This is a genomic window from Micromonospora eburnea, assembly GCF_900090225.1.
In the GTDB taxonomy this organism is placed as follows: Bacteria; Actinomycetota; Actinomycetes; order Mycobacteriales; family Micromonosporaceae; genus Micromonospora; species Micromonospora eburnea.
Genome location: NZ_FMHY01000002.1, coordinates 5,125,841 through 5,147,351, shown reverse-complemented (window position 1 = coordinate 5,147,351; position 21,511 = coordinate 5,125,841). Strand labels below are relative to the sequence as shown.

The 21,511-nt window shown below is 72.3% G+C and carries 20 protein-coding genes; 12 read left to right on the top strand and 8 right to left on the bottom strand.

Annotation, left to right across the window (positions count from 1 at the left end; all coding sequences use genetic code 11):
* Window positions 1-9: 9 nt before the first annotated feature.
* Window positions 10-354, top strand: coding sequence for an RNA polymerase-binding protein RbpA (locus GA0070604_RS22135; protein WP_091121803.1), 345 nt, complete (start codon window positions 10-12; stop codon window positions 352-354).
* 83 nt (window positions 355-437) lie between these two features.
* On the opposite strand, the gene pgl is transcribed toward GA0070604_RS22135, so the two are convergent.
* The 6 genes from pgl to tkt all read right to left on the bottom strand — a co-directional run bounded on the left by pgl (window position 438) and on the right by tkt (window position 8,949).
* Window positions 438-1,211, bottom strand: a complete 774-nt coding sequence (pgl, locus tag GA0070604_RS22130) for a 6-phosphogluconolactonase (protein WP_091121800.1) — start codon at window positions 1,209-1,211, stop codon at window positions 438-440.
* A 97-nt stretch (window positions 1,212-1,308) separates the two neighbouring features.
* Window positions 1,309-2,325 (bottom strand): glucose-6-phosphate dehydrogenase assembly protein OpcA, encoded by a 1,017-nt coding sequence (locus GA0070604_RS22125; RefSeq protein ID WP_091121796.1) that lies wholly within the window; start codon window positions 2,323-2,325, stop codon window positions 1,309-1,311.
* A 22-nt stretch (window positions 2,326-2,347) separates the two neighbouring features.
* Window positions 2,348-3,862 carry a glucose-6-phosphate dehydrogenase gene (gene zwf / locus GA0070604_RS22120; RefSeq protein ID WP_091121791.1) on the bottom strand — a complete coding sequence of 505 codons (1,515 nt, stop codon included), beginning with the start codon at window positions 3,860-3,862 and terminating at the stop codon, window positions 2,348-2,350.
* Window positions 3,863-3,906: 44 nt separating this feature from the next.
* Window positions 3,907-5,526: a glucose-6-phosphate isomerase gene (locus tag GA0070604_RS22115; protein ID WP_091127326.1), complete on the bottom strand. Its 1,620-nt coding sequence runs from the start codon at window positions 5,524-5,526 to the stop codon at window positions 3,907-3,909.
* An 89-nt stretch (window positions 5,527-5,615) separates the two neighbouring features.
* A complete protein-coding gene (gene tal, locus GA0070604_RS22110; RefSeq protein ID WP_091127325.1) occupies window positions 5,616-6,794 on the bottom strand; it encodes a transaldolase in 1,179 nt (392 codons plus the stop codon).
* Between the two features lie 16 nt (window positions 6,795-6,810).
* On the bottom strand, window positions 6,811-8,949 hold the full coding sequence (gene tkt / locus GA0070604_RS22105; protein WP_091121787.1) for a transketolase: 2,139 nt from the start codon (window positions 8,947-8,949) through the stop codon (window positions 6,811-6,813).
* Window positions 8,950-9,212: 263 nt separating this feature from the next.
* On the opposite strand from tkt, the gene GA0070604_RS22100 reads away from it, so the two are divergent.
* The 3 genes from GA0070604_RS22100 (at window position 9,213) to GA0070604_RS22090 (ending at window position 11,680) form a co-directional block, all read left to right on the top strand.
* Window positions 9,213-10,172, top strand: a complete 960-nt coding sequence (locus tag GA0070604_RS22100) for a heme o synthase (RefSeq protein WP_091121784.1) — start codon at window positions 9,213-9,215, stop codon at window positions 10,170-10,172.
* Between the two features lie 251 nt (window positions 10,173-10,423).
* A complete protein-coding gene (locus tag GA0070604_RS22095; RefSeq protein ID WP_091121781.1) occupies window positions 10,424-10,756 on the top strand; it encodes a hypothetical protein in 333 nt (110 codons plus the stop codon).
* Between the two features lie 6 nt (window positions 10,757-10,762).
* Window positions 10,763-11,680, top strand: coding sequence for an ATP-grasp domain-containing protein (locus GA0070604_RS22090; RefSeq protein WP_091121777.1), 918 nt, complete (start codon window positions 10,763-10,765; stop codon window positions 11,678-11,680).
* Window positions 11,681-11,716: 36 nt separating this feature from the next.
* On the opposite strand, the gene GA0070604_RS22085 is transcribed toward GA0070604_RS22090, so the two are convergent.
* Window positions 11,717-13,384: a right-handed parallel beta-helix repeat-containing protein gene (locus GA0070604_RS22085; RefSeq protein WP_091121773.1), complete on the bottom strand. Its 1,668-nt coding sequence runs from the start codon at window positions 13,382-13,384 to the stop codon at window positions 11,717-11,719.
* Between the two features lie 154 nt (window positions 13,385-13,538).
* The gene (locus tag GA0070604_RS22080; protein ID WP_244162044.1) at window positions 13,539-14,519 is read right to left on the bottom strand and encodes a COX15/CtaA family protein; all 981 of its coding nucleotides are present in this window, start codon (window positions 14,517-14,519) and stop codon (window positions 13,539-13,541) included.
* A 115-nt stretch (window positions 14,520-14,634) separates the two neighbouring features.
* On the opposite strand from GA0070604_RS22080, the gene GA0070604_RS22075 reads away from it, so the two are divergent.
* The 8 genes from GA0070604_RS22075 (at window position 14,635) to GA0070604_RS22040 (ending at window position 21,403) form a co-directional block, all read left to right on the top strand.
* A complete protein-coding gene (locus GA0070604_RS22075) occupies window positions 14,635-15,420 on the top strand; it encodes a helix-turn-helix transcriptional regulator (RefSeq protein WP_377592128.1) in 786 nt (261 codons plus the stop codon).
* A complete protein-coding gene (gene sufB / locus GA0070604_RS22070) occupies window positions 15,417-16,847 on the top strand; it encodes a Fe-S cluster assembly protein SufB (protein ID WP_091121769.1) in 1,431 nt (476 codons plus the stop codon). The genes GA0070604_RS22075 and sufB overlap by 4 nt, the downstream gene beginning before the upstream one ends.
* 76 nt (window positions 16,848-16,923) lie before the next feature.
* Entirely contained in the window at window positions 16,924-18,066 is a 1,143-nt protein-coding gene (gene sufD, locus GA0070604_RS22065) for a Fe-S cluster assembly protein SufD (RefSeq protein WP_091121766.1), read from the top strand.
* Entirely contained in the window at window positions 18,066-18,392 is a 327-nt protein-coding gene (locus tag GA0070604_RS22060; RefSeq protein ID WP_091121762.1) for a non-heme iron oxygenase ferredoxin subunit, read from the top strand. The genes sufD and GA0070604_RS22060 overlap by 1 nt, the downstream gene beginning before the upstream one ends.
* Window positions 18,392-19,165, top strand: coding sequence for a Fe-S cluster assembly ATPase SufC (gene sufC, locus GA0070604_RS22055; protein WP_091121759.1), 774 nt, complete (start codon window positions 18,392-18,394; stop codon window positions 19,163-19,165). The genes GA0070604_RS22060 and sufC overlap by 1 nt, the downstream gene beginning before the upstream one ends.
* A 23-nt stretch (window positions 19,166-19,188) precedes the next feature.
* Window positions 19,189-20,511 carry a cysteine desulfurase gene (locus GA0070604_RS22050; RefSeq protein ID WP_091121756.1) on the top strand — a complete coding sequence of 441 codons (1,323 nt, stop codon included), beginning with the start codon at window positions 19,189-19,191 and terminating at the stop codon, window positions 20,509-20,511.
* Window positions 20,511-20,987, top strand: a complete 477-nt coding sequence (gene sufU, locus GA0070604_RS22045; RefSeq protein WP_091121752.1) for a Fe-S cluster assembly sulfur transfer protein SufU — start codon at window positions 20,511-20,513, stop codon at window positions 20,985-20,987. The genes GA0070604_RS22050 and sufU overlap by 1 nt, the downstream gene beginning before the upstream one ends.
* On the top strand, window positions 20,984-21,403 hold the full coding sequence (locus GA0070604_RS22040) for a metal-sulfur cluster assembly factor (protein WP_091121749.1): 420 nt from the start codon (window positions 20,984-20,986) through the stop codon (window positions 21,401-21,403). Before sufU ends, GA0070604_RS22040 begins: the two co-directional genes overlap by 4 nt.
* Window positions 21,404-21,511 lie beyond the last annotated feature (108 nt).

Below are 21,511 nucleotides of genomic sequence, written 5' to 3'. Positions count from 1 at the left end.
CCAGCAGCCGTGCCGAGTGGCAACGTCATCCGCGGTACCCGGATCGGATCTGCCCCCGAGCGCTTCGACCGGCTCACCGAGCCGGCCCCGCGCCGCCCGGTCACCTACTGGTGCCGCAACGCCCACCGGGTCCAGTTCCTCATCGCCGCCGAGGCGGAGACCCCGCCGATGTGGGAGTGCCCGCGCTGCGGCCAGCCGGCCGGGCCGGACCGGGGGAACCCGCCGGGCGGCCGACATCAGGAGCCCTACAAGACCCACCTGGCGTACGTGCAGGAGCGGCGCACCCCGGAGCAGGCGGAGGCGCTTCTCGCCGAGGCACTGGCCGCGCTGGCCCGCCGTCGCGGCCGGGCCTGAGCCGCGGCGTCGCCACCAGGTCGCCGGTTGAGAAGGGTCCCCTGCTCTACCGCAGGCGTTAAGAAGGGGCCCCTCCTTACCGGTCAGCGCAGGCTGCGGAAGCGGGGCGGCACGTCGGCCGCCGCCGCCCGGTCGAGCAGCCAGAGGGTACGGGACACCCCGTGCACCCCGGCCGCCGGCAGTTGCACCGGCCCGGCCCCGGCGGCGAGGGCCATGCCCACCGCCCGCGCCTTGTCCGCGCCGGCGGCCACCAGCCAGACCTCCTCGGCGGTGTTGATCGCCGGCAGGGTGAGGGTGGTCCGCACCGGCGGCGGCTTCGGGCTGCCGCGTACCGCGCTGACCGGCCGGTTGTCGTGGTGCACCGGGTGCTCCGGGAAGACCGACGCCACGTGCCCGTCCTCGCCGACGCCGAGCATCAGCACGTCGAAGTGGGGCAGCGCGGCGTTGCCCGGCCGGGCCGCCCGGGCGAGTTCCTCGGCGTACCCGGCGGCGGCCGCCTCCGGGTCGTTGCCGGCCGGTCCGTCGGAGGCCGGCATCGGGTGCACCCGCGCCGGGTCCAGCGGCAGCGCGGCCAGCAGGGCCGCCCGCGCCTGCGTCTCGTTGCGTTCCGGGTCGCCGGCCGGCAGGAACCGCTCGTCGCCCCACCAGACGTCGACCCGGGACCAGTCGACCGCGTCCCGGGCCGGCAGCTCCGCCACGGCCCGGTATACCGCCGCGGCGATCCGCCCGCCGGTCAGCACCACCGAGGCCTGGCCCCGATCCGCCTGCGCGTCGAGCAGCTTCACCACCAACCGGGCCGCCACCGCCTGCGCCAGCAGGTCGGGGTCGGCGTGTACGGCGACACTCGCCTCACTCATCCCTGGTTGCCCTCGTGTTCCGACCGCCCCATGGCGGTCAACCTGTGCTGTCCGACCGCCATGCGGTCCATGCTCTCCGCCGTGGCGGCGGGCCGGCTCACCCGTTGGCGGTCGTTCCGGCGTGCGCGGTCACCCCGGCCTCGGCCCGCTGGGCGGTCGCCGGATCCTTCCACACGTGCACCCGCTTGCCGGGGCGATGGTCCAGCCCGGAGATGCCGGCGGCCGCGCCGAGCGCCTCCGCGTACACCTGGTCGGCGTCGAGGCGGCGCAGCTCCTCGGCCAGCTCGTCGCCGAGCGGGCGGCGGACCAACGGCAGGGTGCGGTCCTCCTGGCCGGTACGCCGGAAGGTCGCCATGCTGTCCTCCCGGGTCAGGACCAGCTCGTCGCCGTTGGCGCAGCGCAGCCCCACCTCGCGCATCCGGGGGTACTCGTCGGTGGGCTCCCAGACCGGGTCGATGTGCAGCCGGGCGGCGAGCCAGCCGCGCATCAGCGCCGCCGTCGGGTCGCGGCGCGGCGCCACCACCGTCGCCTCGGTGATCCCGTACTGGGCGGTGTCGAACGCCCCGGCGACCAGGGTGCGCCACGGGGTGATCCGGGTCCAGGCCAGGTCGGTGTCGCCCGGGGCGTAGTCCACGGCCCGCTGCCGCAGCGCGGCGACCGGGTCGGCGGCCTGCGCCGAGTCGGTGATCCGCCGGTCCGCCACCACGCCGAGGAAGTCGGTCGCGATCTCCTCCGGCGGCTCGCCGTGCCACCAGGTCACCACCGGCACGTCCGGCACCAGCAGCGGCATCACCACCGACTCGGCGTGCAGCGCGAGGCGGCCGTACATCCGGGTCACCACCGCCTCGCACGGGCCGAGCCGGCCGCCGACGACGATCTCCGCGTCCAGGCGGTTGCGGTCCCGCTCGACGTCGGAGCGGACCACCACCAGCAGCCGGCACGGGTGGGCCGCGGCGGCTATGGTGGCCGCCGCCTCCGCCTCCCGTACCCGCTTCTCGTCCACCACGACGATCAGGGTGAGCGCCATGCCGCTGGCCACCCCACCCGCGCTACGCCGTTCGGCGGCGAGCGCCTTGACCACCTCGTTGCCGGTGGTGTCCCACAGCCCGATCAACGGATCCTCCAGGTCTGCTCGGTCATGCCCGTCGCCAGGACCGGCCGTCGCGGGCCAGCATGTCGTCGGCGGCCCGCGGCCCCCACTCGCCGGCCCGGTACGGCTCCGGCTTCTGGCCCGCCCAGGCGCGCTCCAGGGGGTCCACCACCTGCCAGCTCTGCTCCACCTCGGCGGCGTCCGGGAACAGCGTCCGGTCGCCGATCAGCACGTCCAGCACCAGCCGCTCGTACGCCTCGGGGCTGGACTCGGTGAACGCCTCGCCGTACTGGAAGTCCATCGCGATGTCGCGGACCTCCATGGCGGTGCCCGGCACCTTGGAGCCGAACTTCAGCACCACACCCTCGTCGGGCTGGACCCGGATGACGAGCTGATTGTTGCCGAGCGACTCCACGTCGGCCGGGTCGAACGGCAGGTGCGGCGCCGTCTTGAAGATGATCGCCACCTCGGTGACCCGCCGCGGCAGCCGCTTGCCGGCCCGGATGTAGAACGGCACCCCCGCCCAGCGCCGGTTCTGGATGCCGAGCTTGACGGCGACGTACGTCTCGGTGGTGGAGTCCTCCGGGACGCCCTTCTCCTCCAGGTAGCCGAGGGCACGCTCGCCGCCGACCCAGCCGGGCAGGTACTGGCCCCGGACGGTGTCCCGGGCGATGTCGTCGGGCACCGTGATGGCCTTGAGCACCTTCAGCTTCTCGGCGCGGATCTCGTCGGCGTCGAAGCTGGTCGGCTCCTCCATCGCCACCAGGGCGAGCAGTTGCAGCAGGTGGTTCTGGAGCACGTCCCGGGCGGCGCCGGCCGAGTCGTAGAACCCGGCGCGGGTGCCGATGCCGACGTCCTCGGCCATGGTGATCTGCACCGAGTCGACGTACTTCGTGTTCCACAGCGGCTCGAACAGGTTGTTGGCGAACCGCAGGGCGAGGATGTTCTGGACGGTCTCCTTGCCCAGGTAGTGGTCGATCCGGAAGACGTCCTTGCGGGTGAACACGTCGTCGACCAGGTCGTTGAGCGACTTGGCCGAGGGCAGGTCGTGGCCGAACGGCTTCTCCACCACCACCCGGCGCCAGCCGCCGGACTTGGCGTTGTCGGCCATGCCCGTGCGGGCGAGCTGCTTGAGCACCACCGGGAAGGCCGCCGGGGGGATGGAGAAGTAGAAGGCGGCGTTGCCGGGGATGCCCTGGGTGTCGCGTAGCTCGTCGAGGGCGGCGGCGAGCTGGTCGAACGCGGCGTCGTCGTCGAACGAGCCGCCGACGAACTTGATGTGGCCGGCCAGCCGCGCCCAGACCTCCTCCCGCCACGGGGTACGGGCGCCCTTCTTCGCCGCCTCGTAGGCCAGCGACTCGAAGTCGCCGTCGCCCCAGTCGCGCCGGGCGAAGCCCAGGACCACGAAACCGGGCGGCAGCAGCCCCCGGTTCGCCAGGTCGTAGACCGCCGGCAGGAGTTTCTTGCGGGCCAGGTCACCGGTCACCCCGAAGATCACCAGAGCGCACGGCTCCGGGATCCGTGGCAGCCGCCGGTCCTGAGGGTCGCGCAGCGGGTTCATGCTTCCTCCTCGCTCCGCTGATGTCACGTCAACGTCAATCATCGTCACGTCCGTGTCCGTCCGGCAGCATCCAGCAGCTGGGCGACGCCCGCCGCCCGCTCGGTCAGGTGCAGGCGTAGCACGGGCCGCCCCCGGCCGGCCAGGGCCTGCCGGTCGCCCGCCGCCTGGGCCGCCTGCAACTCCCCGAAGGTGTACGGGCGACCGGGCACCGGCAGATCGTCGGTGACCGCGCCGGTCACCTGAAGGTGGCTGCCGCCCCGGTGGTGCTGCCCGGTCGAGTGCCGGCCCCGTGGCCCCCAGCCGAAGGTGACCGGTCGTCCGGTGGCCCGCGCCAGCAGCGGGCGCAGCCCGGCCACCGCCGCGTCGGCCTGTCGGTCGAGGTACGCCGTCGCCGCCAGGTAGCCGTCGTCGGTGAGCCCGTCGAGCAGCCAGCGCAGCGTACCGGCCAGGTCGGCGGGGGCGCCGGCCGGCGCGTACACCTCGATCGCGCCCTCGGTGAACGACGGCGTCTCCGCCGCCGGGCCGGTGGCGAGGATCCGGGCGGCCTGCTCCTCGCTCCCGGCGCCGTCGGGCTGGTCGAACGGGTCGACGCCCAGGACCGCCGCGGCGATCGCGCTGGCGTACTCCCAGGCGAGGAACTGGGCGCCGAGGGGACCGTTGACCGCCACGTCGGCGGCGGCGGGCGGCGCCACGGCCGGGCCGAGGGCGCCGCCGTAGCTCACGGTGAGCAGGCCCGGGCCGGTGGCGCCGGGGGCGTCCGGCGACTCCACCGCGACGGGCAGGATCCCCACGCCGGCCCCGCCGGTCGACTCGGCGAGCAACTGCTCGGCCCAGTCGCCCAGCCCGTCGATGCCGGTGCCGTCGGGCACCAGGGCGACCGTGCCCCGGCCGGTGGTGGCCGCCGCGCCGAGCGCCACCCCGAGGGCCAGGCCCGGATTGTCCCGGTCGCGGCCCAGCGAATCGGCCAGCGCGTCGGCGTCGTCCAGCAGGTCGGCCACCGCGACGCCGGCCAGCGCCGAGGGGGCCAGGCCGAACGCGGTGAGGGCCGAGTAGCGGCCGCTTACGTCCGGGTCGGCGAAGATGGTGACCACGCCCATCTCGGCCGCGACCGCCTCCAGCGGCGAACCCGGGTCGGTGACCACCACGAAGTGCCGGGCGGCCTCGGCCTCGGTCATCCCGGCGTCGAGGAACGCGTGCCAGTACGCCCGCCGGTGGCTGTCCGTCTCCACCGTCGCGGACCCGCCGGAGAGCACCACCACGGTCCGGTCCAGCCGGTCGGCGAGGGCCGCCCGTACCTGCCCGGGATCGGCGGTGTCCAGCACGGTCAGCGGCCGCCCGAGGGTACGGGCGATCGCCTCCGGGGCGAGTGCTGAGCCGCCCGCCCCGGCGAGCACCACGTGCTCCAGGTCGGCCAGCTCCTCGGTCAGCTCGGCGAGCTGGGGGAGCAGTTCCCGACTGCGCCGGTGGGTGTCCACCCAGCCGAGGCGTGCCTTCGCCCCGGTCTCGGCCCCCGGCCCCCAGAGGGTGGGGTCCTTGGCGGCGAGCCGGGCGGGCACGTCCCGGGCGAGCAGGGCGTCGCGGATCGACGCGGACGCGGACCGGTCGACCGCGTCCGCGCCGCGTACGGCCAGCCCGGCGGCGGCGTCCGCCGGGCCGGCCGACAGGTCGCTGACGGCGCCACCCGGATCCGGGTGGGCGACCGCGGCGCGGGGCGTCCCGGGGCGGTGCCCCGGGACGCTTCCGACGCCGTCCGTCACGCGTTGCCCCCGGCCTGCTCGGCGGCCCGCGCGTTGCCCTTGGCGGCCTGCCCCGGCATCCCGGCGCCCCGGGCCGCCTCGGTGAGGGACTTCCGCACCCCGTCGAGCAGCTCCACCCAGCTGACCTCGAACTTCTCCACGCCCTCCCGTTCGAGGACGGCGATCACGTCGGCCATGTCCACGCCGACCGCCTGGAGGTCGGCGAAGACCTTGCGGGCGTCGTCGAAGCAGCCGGTGATGGTGTCGGCCCGCACCTCGCCGTGGTCGGCGAAGGCGTGGATGGTCGCCTCCGGCATGGTGTTCACCGTGCCGGGGGCGATCAGCTCCTCGACGTACATGACGTCGCGGTAGTCGGGGTTCTTGGTCGAGGTGGAGGCCCAGAGCGGACGCTGCGGGTGGGCGCCGGCGTCGGCGAGGGCCTGCCACCGGTCGGAGGCGAAGACCTCGCAGTAACGCTCGTACGCGAGCCGGGCGTTGGCGATGGCGGCCTTGCCGCGCAGCGCCTTCGCCTCGGCGGAACCGATCTTCTCAAGCCGCTTGTCGACCTCGCTGTCGACGCGGGAGACGAAGAACGACGCCACCGAGCCGATCTTGGCCAGGTCGTGGCCGTTCGCCTTCGCCTGCTCCAGGCCGGCGAGGAACGCCTCCATGACCTGCGAGTAGCGGTCCAGACCGAAGATCAGGGTGACGTTGACGCTGATCCCCTGGGCCAGGGTGGCGGTGATCGCCGGCAGCCCCGCCTCGGTGGCGGGGATCTTGATGAAGAGGTTGGGCCGGTCGATCAGCCACCACAGCGCGCCGGCCTCGGCGACGGTCTTCTCCGTCTCGTGGGCCAGTCGCGGGTCCACCTCGATGGAGACCCGGCCGTCGACTCCCGCGCCGGCGTCGTACGCCGGGCGCATCACGTCGCAGGCCCACCGCACGTCGTACGTGGTAAGCATGCGGACCGCCTCTTCGACGTCCACCCCACGGATGGCCAGGTCCTTCAGCTGCCAGTCGTACTCGTCGGCGGCGCTCAGCGCCTTGGCGAAGATGGTCGGGTTGGAGGTGACCCCGACCAGGTGCTTCTCGCGGCGTAGCTGGTCCAGCCCGCCGGAGCTCAGTCGTACCCGGGAAAGGTCGTCGAGCCAGACCGCCACCCCCGCGGCGCTCAGCTCACCCAGCCTGTCGGTCATGCCGTCCACGCTCCCCTCAGTTGCCGGTCGTGAAACCGGTGATGTCGCCCACCCGGGTCAGTGCCGCGTGCGCGGCGGCCACGATCCGGTCGGGGGTGAACCCGAACTGCTCGAAGAGCACGGTGTGCGGGGCGCTCGCCCCGTAGTGCTCCAGGCTCACGCTCTCGCCGCTGTCCCCGACGATCCCGCGCCAGGACATGGCGATGCCCGCCTCCACGCTCACCCGTGCCTTTACCCCGCGCGGCAGCACCGACTCCCGGTACGCCTCGTCCTGGGCGAGGAACCACTCCTGGCAGGGCATGGAGACGACCCGGGTGGGGGTGCCGTCGGCCTCCAGCCGCTCCCGGGCGGTGAGGCAGAGCTGCACCTCGGAGCCGGTGCCGACGATGATCACCTGCGGGCTGCCGGTGGACGCCTCGGCCAGCACGTAGCCGCCCTTGGCGGTGCCCTCGGCGCCGGCCAGGTCGGTGCGGTCCAGGGTCGGCAGCGCCTGCCGGCTGAGCGCCAGCGCGGTCGGCCGGTCGGTGTGCTCCAGGGCCTGCCGCCACGCCCACACGGTCTCGTTGGCGTCGGCCGGGCGGACCACGTCCAGGCCGGGGATGGCGCGCAGCGCGGTCAGGTGCTCCACCGGCTGGTGGGTCGGGCCGTCCTCGCCGAGGCCGATCGAGTCGTGCGTCCAGACGTAGACCACCGGCAGCTTCATCAGCGCGGCGAGCCGCACCGAGGGGCGCATGTAGTCGCTGAACACCAGGAACGTGCCGCCGTACGGGCGGGTGCCACCGTGCAGGGCGATGCCGTTGAGGATCGCGCCCATGGCGTGCTCACGGATGCCGAAGTGCAGGGTGCGGCCGTACTCGTGGCCGGGGAACTCCTTGGTGGCGTGGCTGGCCGGGATGAACGACGGCTCGCCCTTCATGGTGGTGTTGTTGCTCTCCGCCAGGTCGGCGGAGCCGCCCCAGAGCTCCGGCAGCACCGGGGCGAGGGCCTCCAGCACCTTGCCGGAGGCGGCCCGGGTGGCGATGCCCTTGGCGTCGGCCGGGAAGGTCGGCAGCGCGTCGGCCCAGCCCTCGGGGAGCGCCCGGACGGCCACCCGGTACCAGAGCGCCTTGCGCTCCGGGTTGGCCTGCGCCCACGTGTCGAACGTGGCGGTCCACGCCGCCTGGGCCGCGGTGCCGCGCTCCAGCACCTGGCGGGTGTGCTTGAGGACCTCCTCGTCGACCTCGAAGGTCCGCTGCGGGTCGAAGCCGAGGATCTCCTTGGTGGCCTTCACCTCGTCGGTGCCGAGCGCCGAGCCGTGGATCTTGCCGGTGTTCTTCTTGTTCGGCGCGGGCCAGCCGATGATGGTGCGCAGCGCGATGAGGGAGGGGCGGCCGGTCTCCGCCCGGGCGGCCACCAGCGCCTGGTAGAGCGCCTCGACGTCCTCGTGGTAGTCGCCCTGGTCGGCGTTGCCGCGGCGCCAGTCGACGGTCTGCACGTGCCAGCCGTACGCCTCGTAGCGGGCGGCGACGTCCTCGCTCATGGCGATGCGGGTGTCGTCCTCGATCGAGATCTCGTTGTCGTCGTAGATCACGCAGAGGTTGCCGAGCTGCTGGTGGCCGGCGAGGGCGCTGGCCTCGTGGCTGATGCCCTCCTCGATGTCGCCGTCCGAGGCGATGCACCAGATGTCGTGGTCGAAGGGGGACTCGCCGGCCTCCGCCGCCGGGTCGAACAGGCCGCGCTCGCGGCGGGCCGCCATGGCCATGCCGACCGCGTTGCCGAGGCCCTGGCCGAGCGGACCGGTGGTGGTCTCCACGCCCGGGGTGTGCCCGTGCTCCGGGTGGCCGGGGGTGAGCGAGCCCCACTGGCGCAGCGCCTTCAGGTCGTCCAGCGACAGCGGGTAGCCGGCGAGGAAGAGCTGGATGTACAGGGTCAGGCTGGAGTGCCCGGCGGAGAGGACGAACCGGTCCCGGCCGGCCCAGCCCGGGTCGGCCGGGTTGTGCCGCATGACCCGGTTGAAGAGCAGGTACGCGGCCGGGGCGAGGCTCATCGCCGTACCCGGGTGGCCATTGCCGGATTTCTCCACGGCGTCCATGGCCAGCACGCGAACCGTGTCGACGGCCCTGCGGTCGAGGTCGGACCAGTTGAGAGCGGGAAGCTCGGGTCGGTTGGCAGCCACTTGTGTTGTGCTCCTCGGCAGATGGGCGGAACCCTCACCGATGACCCTATCGAGCGGTCCTAAACGTGCGCCCGGGGATCTCTTGCATGCTGTTCAGTGCGGTCCGACCGGATCGGTCGGTCACCGCGGACTGTGACGGCCCGCACCGTTGTCGGGTCTCGGGGGCAGCGAAAACGACGACGCGTAGTCTGTGGGTCGGTGTGTGGACCCGGACGGGTCCGGACCGACCCGACCCCCCTGCCGATGCCGGAAGGTGGCAATCCGTGAGCATGATCACCGAGCGCCCCGTCAGCAACTCTGGCGGACAGCCGCCGGTGCGCCCGGTGCCCGAGGAGGCGGTGAACGGCCAGCGGGGCGTCCGGGCGGTGGTGTCCGCGTACGTGGCCCTCACCAAGCCGCGGATCGTCGAGCTGCTGCTGGTCACCACGGTGCCGGCGATGATGCTCGCCGACGGCGGCATGCCCTCGCTCTGGCTGGTGGCTGTGGTGCTGGTCGGTGGCTCGCTCGCCGCCGGTGCGGCCAGCGTGCTCAACTGCTACATCGACCGGGACATCGACCAGTTGATGCGGCGCACCAAGCGCCGGCCGCTGCCGGCGCACACCGTGTCGCCGCGCAGCGCGCTGATCTTCGGTCTGGTGTTGGCGGCGGTCTCGCTGGCGCTGATGGCCGTGTTCACCAACTGGCTGGCGACGGGGCTGACCCTGGCCGCGATCGTGTACTACGACCTGGTCTACACGCTGTGGTTGAAGCGGACCACGGCGGCGAACACGTTCTGGGGCGGCATCTGCGGGTCGGCGCCGGTGCTGATCGGCTGGGCCGCGGTCACCGGCTCGCTGGCCCCCGCCGCGTGGGCGCTCTTCGCGGTGGTCTTCTTCTGGCAGATGCCGCACTTCTACGCGCTGGCGATCAAGTACAAGGCCGACTACGCCCGGGCCGGCGTCCCGATGCTGCCGGTGGTCGCCTCGGTCCGTCGGGTGAACGCGGAGATCCTCGCCTTCTCGTGGCTGACCCTGATCTCCTCGCTGGCCGTCTGGCCGCTGGGGATGAGCCCGATCTACGGGGTGACCGCGCTGGTCGTCGGCGGCATCTTCGTGGTCGAGGCGCACAAGCTCTGCCGGCGCGCGACGCGTGGCGAGGCGGTCAAGCCGATGCGGCTGTTCCACTGGTCGACCACCTACCTGACCATCCTCTTCGCGGCCGTCGCGCTCGACGCCCTGCTCTGATCCGGCCCGGCAGAGACCGGGGTGGATGGATTGCCGCAGGTCACGCCGCTCACCTGAATCTTTTTCGGGCTGAGCGAGGTTGGCTCAACTCGGACAGAATGTGACGATCTCGCCTGTCCGTTTCGAGGTGACTTAGTAGGACATGTCTGGTCAAACTTCCTGTGCTCTTCCTTAAACCGGCGGGTAATTGGTATCACAATTAGTTCATCGTTCTCGCACATGTGGGTGCATGTCTGCTTAGGCTTCGCGTCATGGCAGATGGTTCCGATACGACGCTGACGGCTGAACAGACGGTCGACCAGGCCCCCGACGGCCTGGTAGCCGGCATCAAGTCGTTCGCCGCCGGGCACGGCGGCGCGAAGGCGGTCATCGAGTACGTCGGCAAGCGCGGCGCGCGGATCGTCCTCGTGGGTTCCGACGGCGCGTGGGCCGACCAGTTCGCCGACGGCACCGACGTCGCGCGGCAGGCGTGCGCCATGGCCGGGGTCACCATCGAGAACGGCTGGGAGCGTGAGCTGATGGACCAGATGCGGCCCAGCAACGACCTCTGGCGGTCGATGGCCCGGCGCACGATGGCCCGTTGACGTAAGTTGGCCCACCACCAGCCGACCCGGGGGGAACCCCGGGTCGCCCTCGTCACCTGTTCCGCCCTGCCCGACCTCGACCCGGACGACCGGCTCGTGCTCGCCCCGCTGGCCGCCCGCGGCGTCGCCGCCGAGGCGGCGATCTGGGACGACCCGGCCGTGGACTGGTCCGGGTACGACCTGGTCGTCCTCCGCTCACCCTGGGACTACCCGCTGCGCCGCGACGAGTTCGTCGCCTGGGCGCAGGCCGTGCCGCGGTTGGCCAACCCCGTCGACGTGGTCGGCTGGAACACCGACAAGCGGTACCTCGCCGAGCTCTCCGCCGCCGGCGTGCCCACCGTGGCGACCGCCTGGATCGAGCCGGGGGAGACCTGGGCGCTGCCCGCCGACTCCGGCGAATACGTGATCAAGCCGGCGGTCAGCGCCGGCAGCCAGGACACCGGCCGGTACGACCTGGCCGACCCGGAGCACCGGGAGCTGGCCGCGTCGCACGTGCGGCGACTCACCGCCGCCGCCCGGGTCGCCATGGTCCAGCCGTACCTGAGCGCGGTGGACACCGCCGGGGAGACCGCGCTGCTCTTCCTCGCCGGGCCGGGCGGCCTGGCGTTCAGCCACGCCATCCGTAAGGGGCCGATGCTGACCGGCCCCGACCTGGGCGTGGCCGAGCTCTACCGGGCCGAGCGGATCGACCGCCGGACGGCGCTCCCCGACCAGCTCGCGGTGGCGCAACTGGCCCTGGCCGCCGTCCCGGGCGGCCCGGACCGGCTGCTCTACGCCCGGGTCGACCTGATTCCCGGCCCGGACGGGGCACCGGTCCTGGTCGAGCTGGAGCTCACCGAGCCGAGCCTGTTCATCGGGTACGCCGACAGCGCCCCCGACCGCCTCGCCGCGGCGATCGCGGCCCACCTGGCCCGCCGGTCCTGACCCGGCGGGCCCGGCCCGGCCGAGGCGGCGCCGGCCTCACTCCACGTCCTCGTGGTTGTGGTCCCAGCGCCCGCCGACCAGGGGCGTCTCCAACCGGACGGCGGCCTCGGTGCCGGCGAAGTCGTTGTCCTCGATCCGGCAGGAGACGCAGCTGCCCGCGGCGGTGACCCAGAACCCGTACGTCTGGGTCTCCTCGTCGCGGTTCCAGATCCGGTTGCCCCGCACCGTGGCCGACTCGAACCGGGCGTTGACGGCGATCCCGGCGCGGACCGCCGGACCGGCCGGCAGCTCGTACGGGGCGCCGGGTGGCGGGCTCGCCTCGTTCCAGCCGGTCGCGCCGTCCGGGCGCACCTCGGCGAGGGACAGCTCCGTGGCGGTGTTGGCCGCCACCACGGCCACCCGCGAGTCGACCCGGATCGTCTTGCCCCGGTGCCCGTCCCAGGGCCAGTCCGCCGCGCCGTCGATCACGGTGCGGGGCCCGTAGCGCACGGCGTCGCCGCCGCCGCGGTGCGCCGGGGCGGAGCGCCGCCCGTTGTCGCGGATCCGGTTGCCGAGCAGCGTCGCGTCGATCATCGGCCGGTCGATCCGGATGCCGTCCAGGGCGTTGTCCCGGATGTCGTTGCTCTCGACCACCACGTCGGCCGCCGGTCCCCGGTAGCCGCTGCCCAGGTCGTGCTCGTGATAGCCGTATCCGCCGTTGCGGGTGATCCGGTTGCCCCGCACCGCGTACGCGCCGGGGGTGTTGCCCATGCTGATCCCGTCGCCGACGTTGCGGTCGATGTCGCACCCGGTCAGCAGGCCGCCCCGGCCGGCCACGCCCGCGGTGCCGTTGGCGGAGACGTCGAACCCGGCCTCCAGGTTGTTGGTGAGGGTGCAGGCGGACACCACCAGGCCGTCGGCTCCCCAGTCTGAGATGCCGAACCGGTTGGCCTGGCTGTGGCAGCCGATGATGCGGAAGCCGCGCGGGGGCGGCCAGTGGTCCTTCTGTAGCTCCAGGAAGATCCCGTTGGTGCCGTTGCCGACCGTGGTGCAGTTGGCGATGGTGAGCCGCTCCACGTCGCCCCAGCCGCCGATGCCGACGCCGATGCCCGCGCCACCCATCTGCTCGCCGTTGTCGAGCCGGCCGCAGCCCACCACGACCACCCCGTCGATCAGGCTGTCCTGCAGGAAGTCGCAGCCGAGCCCGGTCGCCCCGGTGTGGTGGATGTAGAGGTTGCGGAACACGCCGCGCACCACGTACTGCAGGCCGAGGCCCTTGGCGAGGTAGTTGTACTCGGCCATGCCGACGCCCGAGCCGTCGATCTCGAAGTCGGCGAACGTGCAGTCGGCGATGTGCCGGTCCCGGTCGGCGCCGTGCTGCACCGAGGTCCAGAACGCCAGTGGCACCGGGTCGCCGCGGTTTCCCTCGTTGCTGAGCAGGAAGCGGGTCGCCGCGGAACCGGCGCCGATCAACGAGACACCGCTGCGCCACACGGTGCTGGCATCCCGGATCGAGTAGATGCCGGGCGGGCAGTAGATCACCCGGGCCCGCCCGTCGGCGGCGTACCCCTCGCCCAGCCGGTCCACCAACGCCGCCAGCGCCGGCTGGTCGTTGGTCACCCCGTCGCCGGTGAGCCCGAAGTCGCGCGCGTCGCACCACAGCGGCGCGCCGGCGACCGGGGCGAGCCGCTGCGGGACGGTCGTGGACAGGCCCTTGCGCGACACCCGGAACTCCCCTCGGCGCGGACGGTCCGTCGGCGGACCGCATTCCCACTTCCCCGCGCCGGCTAACCCGCCCCCTCAGTTCGCCCCCGCCAGCCCCGTGTCGCGCCCGACAGCTTCATGATCGATGCGGCGACAGCGGGGGAGAGGGGGTGGTTCAGGCGGGGGCGGGGAGGTGTTCGGCGGCGGGGACCGGGCGGGCCGTCGGCGCGACCGGGTGGCGCTCCCGGGTCGACCAGAGCATCGCCAGGGTGGCCAGCAGCACCAGGCAGGAGCCGAGCATGTGCGCGGCGACCAGCACCACGGGCAGGTGGGTGAAGTACTGGACGAAGCCGATCAGGCCCTGGCCCAGCTCGACCGCGACCAGCACGGCGGCGGCCCGGGCCGCCCGTTCGGCGCCGACCGCGCGGAACGCGAAGACCAGCGCCACCGAGAGGCCGATCAACAGGAAGACGCCGTCGGCGTGCACCTGGGAGATCGACTCCGGGTCGAGGCCGTTGCGGGCCGCGCCCTGGTCGCCGGCGTGCGGGCCGCTGCCGGTCACCCAGGTGCCGACCAGCAGCACCGCCGCGCTCGCCAGCGTGGTGAGCCTGGCGAGGGTACGCAGCGCGGGCGGCACGGTGGGCGTCGCCGGGCCGTCCGGCTCCACGATGCGCCGCCAGAGGGCGTACGCGGCGGCGATCACCGCCATCGAGGCGAGGAAGTGCAGCCCGACCACCCACGGGTTGAGGTTGGTCAGTACGGTGATCCCGCCGACCACCGCCTGGGCGGGGATGCCGAGCAGCACACCGACCGCGAGCGGCAGCAGCCCGCGCCGGTGGGGCCGCGCCAGCACGGCCAGCACCACGGCGAGCGCGATGGCCCCGACCACGAAGGTGAGCAGCCGGTTGCCGAACTCGATCGCTCCGTTCACGCCCATCTCCTGGGTGGCGACGTACGAGGCGTCGGTGCACCGGGGCCAGGTGGGGCAGCCGAGGCCGGAGCGGGTGAGCCGGACCCCCCCGCCGGTCACCACGATCGCCACGTTCGCGATGATCGAGGCGTACGCGAGGCGGCGCAGCAGCGTGGCGGAGACCGGGACGCGGTCGAGGTAGCGCTGCACCACGGCGGGGACCGGGAACCGGACGGAAGGCTTCACGGAGCGAATCCTACGCACCGTAGTGGAACACGATCGGGTGACTCCGCCACCCCGGTGTCGGGAATCACCGGGACCCGGTTTGCGGCCCTCCGCCGAATTACGTAACGTTGCCGTTGTGAAAAAGGCGGCGGGGCTCTCCGGACGCCAGGCCGACGGCGCCAGGCCGCGGCGTGGCGAGCCGGCGTTGTCGCAGCCCGGGTCCGCCGACCTCTCCACCCGGGACCGGGTCACCCAGCTGTTGCTGGAGCGGGGCGCGACCACCGCCGTCCAGCTCGGCTCGGCGCTCGGGCTCAGCCCCGCGGCGATCCGCCGGCACCTCGACGCGATGCTCGCCGACGGCGACGTGGTCGCCCGCGAGCAGGTCGTACGGGGCAGCCGGGGCCGGGGCCGCCCGGCCAAGGTCTTCGTGCTGACCGAGGCGGCGCGGCTGCGCTGCGGGACCCACCACTACGACAACATCGCCACCGCCGCGCTGCGCTGGATCGCCCGCAGCGGGGGCGTGGACGCGGTCGAGGCCTTCGCCGCCGACCAGGTGAGCACGCTGGAGGAGCGCTGCCGGGCCGCCATGGAGGACGCCGGCGACGACCCGCTCGCGCGGGCGGAGGCGCTCGCCGGGGCGTTGACCGCCGAGGGTTACGCTGCCAACGCGTCGACGATCGCCTCCGGCGGCCAGCTCTGCCAGCACCACTGCCCGGTGGCGCACGTGGCCGCCGAGTTCCCCCAGCTGTGCGAGGCCGAGACCGAGGTGATCTCCCGTCTGGTCGGCACCCACGTGCAGCGCCTGGCCACCATCGCCCACGGCGACGGGGTGTGCACCACGCACATTCCGGCCCAGCCGCATAAGAGCCCGGCGGGCTCTCCGTCCGGTAACACCGTCACCACTGTGAGGACAGATAGATGACCGAGCAGATCGTCCAGCCCCTGACCCAGGAGGAGCAGCTCGCCGCCCTCGGTCGCTACGAGTACGGCTGGGCCGACCCCGACGTCGCCGGTGCCTCCGCCCAGCGCGGCCTCAACGAGGCGGTGGTACGGGACATCTCGGCCAAGAAGAACGAGCCGGCCTGGATGCTCGACCTGCGCCTGAAGGGCCTGCGGCTGTTCGGCCGCAAGCCGATGCCGGCCTGGGGCGCCGACCTGACCGGGATCGACTTCGACAACATCAAGTACTTCGTCCGGTCCACCGAGAAGCAGGCCACCAGCTGGGAGGACCTGCCCGAGGACATCAAGAACACCTACGACAAGCTGGGCATCCCCGAGGCGGAGAAGCAGCGGCTGATCGCCGGTGTCGCGGCGCAGTACGAGTCCGAGGTCGTCTACCACAAGATCCGTGAGGACCTTGAGGAGCAGGGCGTCGTCTTCCTGGACACGGACACCGCGCTCAAGGAGCACGAGGACCTGTTCAAGGAGTACTTCGGCACGGTTATCCCGGTCGGCGACAACAAGTTCGCCGCGCTGAACACCTCCGTCTGGTCCGGTGGCTCGTTCATCTACGTGCCGAAGGGCGTGCACGTGGAGATCCCGCTGCAGGCCTACTTCCGGATCAACACGGAGAACATGGGCCAGTTCGAGCGGACGCTGATCATCGTCGACGAGGGCGCGTACGTGCACTACGTCGAGGGCTGCACCGCGCCCATCTACTCCTCGGACTCGCTGCACAGCGCCGTGGTGGAGATCATCGTCAAGAAGAACGCCCGGTGCCGCTACACGACCATCCAGAACTGGTCGAACAACGTCTACAACCTGGTCACCAAGCGCGCCGTGTGCCACGAGGGCGCGACCATGGAGTGGATCGACGGCAACATCGGCTCCAAGGTCACCATGAAGTACCCGGCGGTCTACATGACCGGCGAGCACGCCAAGGGCGAGGTGCTCTCGGTGGCCATGGCCGGTGAGGGCCAGCACCAGGACGCCGGCGCCAAGATGGTGCACGCCGCGCCGCACACCTCGTCGACGATCGTGTCGAAGTCGATCGCCCGGGGCGGCGGCCGCACCTCGTACCGCGGCCTGGTGCAGGTGCTGGAGGGCGCCAACAGCAGCAAGAGCACGGTCAAGTGCGACGCGCTGCTGGTCGACACCATCTCCCGCTCGGACACCTACCCGTACGTCGACATCCGCGAGGACGACGTGTCGATGGGCCACGAGGCGACCGTCTCCAAGGTCAGCGAGGACCAGCTCTTCTACCTGATGAGCCGGGGCCTGAGCGAGGACGAGGCGATGGCGATGATCGTGCGCGGCTTCATCGAGCCGATCGCCAAGGAGCTCCCGATGGAGTACGCCCTGGAGCTCAACCGCCTGATCGAGCTCCAGATGGAAGGCGCCGTCGGCTGATCCCCGGCGCGGCCCGGACCCGTCGCGACCAGCTCGACCGACCCTCCGATCAATCGCAGAACAGACCAAGGAAGAGATGACTACCCAGGCTTCCGCGCCGCCCGCGACCAAGTCGCAGGCGCTCCGCTCGTACGACGTCGCCGACTTCCCGGCCCTGACGGGCCTGGAGGAGGAATGGCGCTTCACCCCGCTCAAGCGTCTCCGCGGCCTGGTCGGTGAGGTGCCGGCCGCGACGGGCACGGTCCGGCACGAGTACGCCGACCTGCCCGAGGGCGTCACCGTCGGCCGGATCGGCAAGGACGACCCGCGGCTGGGCAGCGTGCTCACCCCGTTCGACCGGGTCAGCGCGCTGGCGTACGGCGGGGTCGGGCAGGCGCTGCTGGTGCAGGTCGCGCGCGACGCGGTGGTCACCGCCCCGGTGCGCCTGCGGGTGGTCGGCGAGGGCGCGGACGCGCTCGCCTTCGGCCACACCTTCGTCGAGGTGGGCCGGTTCGCCGAGGTGACCCTGGTGCTGGAGCACGCCGGTTCGGCCACCCTCGCCGACAACGTCGAGGTGGCGGTGGCCGACGGCGCGAAGCTGACCCTGGTCACCGTCGCCGACTGGGCCGACGACGCCGTGCAGGCGCAGCACCTCAAGGTGCGGCTGGGCCGCGACGCCAAGGTGATCCACGTGCAGGTGAGCCTCGGTGGCGACCTGGTCCGGCAGCACACCTCGGTGGAGTACGGCGGCCGGGGCGGCGAGGCCGAACTGTACGGCCTCTACTTCGCCGACTCCGGCCAGCACCTGGAGCACCGGCAGCTGGTCGACCACACCGTGCCGGACTGCCGCAGCTACGTCGGCTACCGGGGTGCCCTGCAGGGCGACAGCGCGCGCACCGTCTGGGTCGGTGACGTGCTGATCCGGGCCGAGGCGACCGGCACCGACACGTACGAGATCAACCGGAACCTGCTGCTCACCGACGGCGCCCGGGCGGACTCCGTACCCAATCTGGAGATCGAGACCGGCGAGATCGCCGGTGCCGGCCACGCCAGCGCGACCGGCCGCTTCGACGACGAGCAGCTCTTCTACCTGATGGCCCGGGGTATCCCGGAGGCCGAGGCCCGCCGGCTGGTGGTCCGCGGCTTCTTCGCCGAGCTGCTCAACAAGATCCCGGTCGAGGAGCTGCGCGAACGGCTCGGCGACGCGATCGAGGCCCGGCTCACCAGGGCCGGCGCCTGATGATCAGAATCTGCGCGACCGAGGACGTGCCGAAGGGCACCGCGATCAGCGCCGACATCGACGGCACCCAGCTCGCGATCGTGCACGGCGAGGATGACAACTTCTACGCCGTGTACGACGAGTGCTCGCACGCCGCCGTGCCGCTCTCCGAGGGCGAGGTCGAGGGCTGCACGCTGGAATGCTGGCTGCACGGTTCCCGTTTCGACCTGCGTACCGGTGAGCCGACCGGGCTGCCCGCGACCGAACCCGTTCCCGTCTATCCCGTCGAAGTCCGCGACGGCGAGATCTACGTCAGTCTGACGCCGAGTAATGGAGTGACCCGATAATGAGCACCCTGGAGATCCGCGACCTGAAGGTGTCGGTCAAGCTGCCCGAGGGTGAGCTCAAGCCGATCCTGGCCGGTGTCGACCTCACCGTGAAGTCGGGCGAGACCCACGCGATCATGGGCCCGAACGGCTCCGGCAAGTCGACCCTGGCGTACTCGATCGCCGGTCACCCCAAGTACGAGATCACCGGCGGTTCGGTGACCCTCGACGGCGAGGACGTGCTGGCCATGTCCGTCGACGAGCGGGCCCGCGCCGGCCTCTTCCTGGCCATGCAGTACCCGGTCGAGGTGCCCGGCGTCTCCGTCGCCAACTTCCTGCGTACCGCCAAGACCGCGATCGACGGCGAGGCGCCGAAGCTGCGCACCTGGGCCGGCGAGCTGCGCGGCGCCATGCAGAAGCTCCAGATGGACCCCGCGTTCGCCCAGCGCAACGTCAACGAGGGCTTCTCCGGCGGCGAGAAGAAGCGGCACGAGATCGTGCAGCTGGAGCTGCTCAAGCCGAAGATGGCCATCCTCGACGAGACCGACTCCGGCCTCGACGTGGACGCGCTGCGCGTGGTCAGCGAGGGCGTGAACCGGGTTCGCGACACCGGCGACACCGGCCTGCTGCTGATCACCCACTACACCCGGATCCTGCGTTACATCAAGCCGGACTTCGTGCACGTCTTCGTGGCTGGCCGGATCGTCGAGCAGGGCGGCCCGGAGCTGGCCGACAAGCTCGAGGAAGAGGGCTACGAGCGGTACGTGGCCGGGGCCGGTTCGGCGCGGGCCTGACAGCACGGACGGGGGCCGCAGAGATGACCACCATCGCCATCCCGCAGGGGATGCCGCAGTACGACGACGTGCCACGTTTCGACGTGGCCACGGTGCGCGCCGATTTCCCGATCCTGGACCGGGAGATCAACGGGCACCGGCTGGTCTATCTCGACAGCGCCAACACCTCGCACAAGCCGCGGCAGGTGCTCGACGTGCTCGCCGAGCACTACGCGCGGCACAACGCCAACGTGTCGCGCTCGGTGCACACCCTGGGCACCGAGGCGACCGAGGCGTACGAGGGGGCCCGGGCGAAGATCGCCGCGTTCATCAACGCCCCGAGCGTGGACGAGGTGGTGTTCACCAAGAACTCCACCGAGGCGATCAACATCGTGGCGTACGCGTTCTCCAACGCCTCGTTGCGGCCCGGCGCCTCTCCGTCCCAGGGGACGGACGAGCGCTTCCGGATCGGCCCGGGCGACGAGATCGTGATCTCCGAGATGGAGCACCACTCGAACATCGTCCCGTGGCAGCTCCTGGCGGAGCGGACCGGCGCCACCCTGCGCTGGTTCCCGGTCACCGATCAGGGCCGGCTGGACGAGTCCGGGCTGGCGGAGCTGGTCACCGAGCGGACGAAGATCGTCTCGCTGGTGCACACCTCCAACATCCTCGGCACGGTCAACGCCACCGCGCGGATCACCGCGCGGGTCCGCGAGGTGGGCGCCCTGCTGCTGCTCGACTGCTCGCAGTCGGTGCCGCACATGCCGATGGACGTGGTCGACTGCGACGCCGACTTCATCGTCTTCACCGGGCACAAGATGTGCGGGCCGACCGGCATCGGCGTGCTGTGGGGCCGGGCGGAGCTGCTCGCCGCGATGCCGCCGGTGCTCGGTGGCGGCTCGATGATCGAGACGGTGACCATGGCCCGGTCGACGTTCGCCGCGCCGCCGGCCCGGTTCGAGGCGGGCACCCCGCCGATCGCCGAGGCCGTGGCGCTCGGCGCGGCGGTGGACTACCTCAGCGGGATCGGGATGCGCGCGATCCAGTGGCACGAGAAGGAGCTGACGGCGTACGCGCTGGACGCCCTCGCCACCGTGCCGGGGCTGCGCATCTTCGGCCCGACCGTGCCGGTCGGCCGGGGCGGGACGATCTCCTTCGCGCTCGGCGACGTGCACCCGCACGACGTCGGCCAGGTGCTCGACTCGCTCGGCGTGCAGGTGCGGGTGGGGCACCACTGCGCGAAGCCGGTGTGCAGCCGGTTCGGCGTGCCGGCCATGACCCGGGCGTCGTTCTACCTGTACACCACCACGGAGGAGATCGACGCGCTGGTGGCCGGTCTCGAGCAGGTGCGGAAGGTGTTCGACTGATGCAGCTCGACCAGCTCTACCAGGAGATCATCCTGGACCACTACAAGCACCCGCACGGCCGTGGCCTGCGGGAGGCGGCGGACCCGGACGCCCGGGTCGGCGAGGCGCACCACGTCAACCCGACCTGCGGCGACGAGATCACCGTGCGGGTGGCCACCGACGGCACGGTGTTCACCGACATCTCGTACGACGGGATGGGCTGCTCGATCAGCCAGGCGTCGGCCAGCGTGCTGCACGAGCTGCTGCGCGGCCGGTCCGCGGACGACGCCACCGTGGTGCACGAGGCGTTCGTCGAGTTGATGTCCGGGCGTGGTCAGGTCACGCCGGACGAGGACGTGCTCGGTGACGGGGTGGCGTTCGCGGGTGTCGCGCGCTACCCGGCCCGGGTGAAGTGCGCGCTGCTGTCGTGGATGGCGTTCAAGGACGCCGCGGCACGCGCCGGGGTGGGCGTGAGCCCGACGGAGGTGAAGGCATGAGCAGCGAGGACACCACCAGGCCGGAGGCCGGCGCGGTGGCGACCGAGGGCGCGGCGACGCCGGCCGTCGGCGGGGCCACACCGGCCGGCGGCAAGGCCGCCATCGCCGACATCGAGGAGGCGATGAAGGACGTCGTCGACCCCGAGCTGGGCATCAACGTGGTCGACCTGGGTCTGGTGTACGGCGTCCACGTCGACGACGAGAACGTGGCCACCCTGGACATGACGCTGACCTCGGCGGCCTGCCCGCTCACCGACGTGATCGAGGACCAGGCCCGGCAGGCGCTGACCACCGGCCCGGGCGGCGGGCTGGTCAACGACATCCGGATCAACTGGGTGTGGCTGCCGCCGTGGGGCCCCGACAAGATCACCGACGAGGGGCGGGACCAGCTCCGCTCCCTCGGCTTCAACGTCTGACCCACGCCCGGTCACCCGTCGAGCGCGGTACCCCTTTCGGGGTGCCGCGCTCGACCCGTCTCCACCCCCGCACCCCATCCCAAGGTCGCGCTCGATCCTGGATGTAGT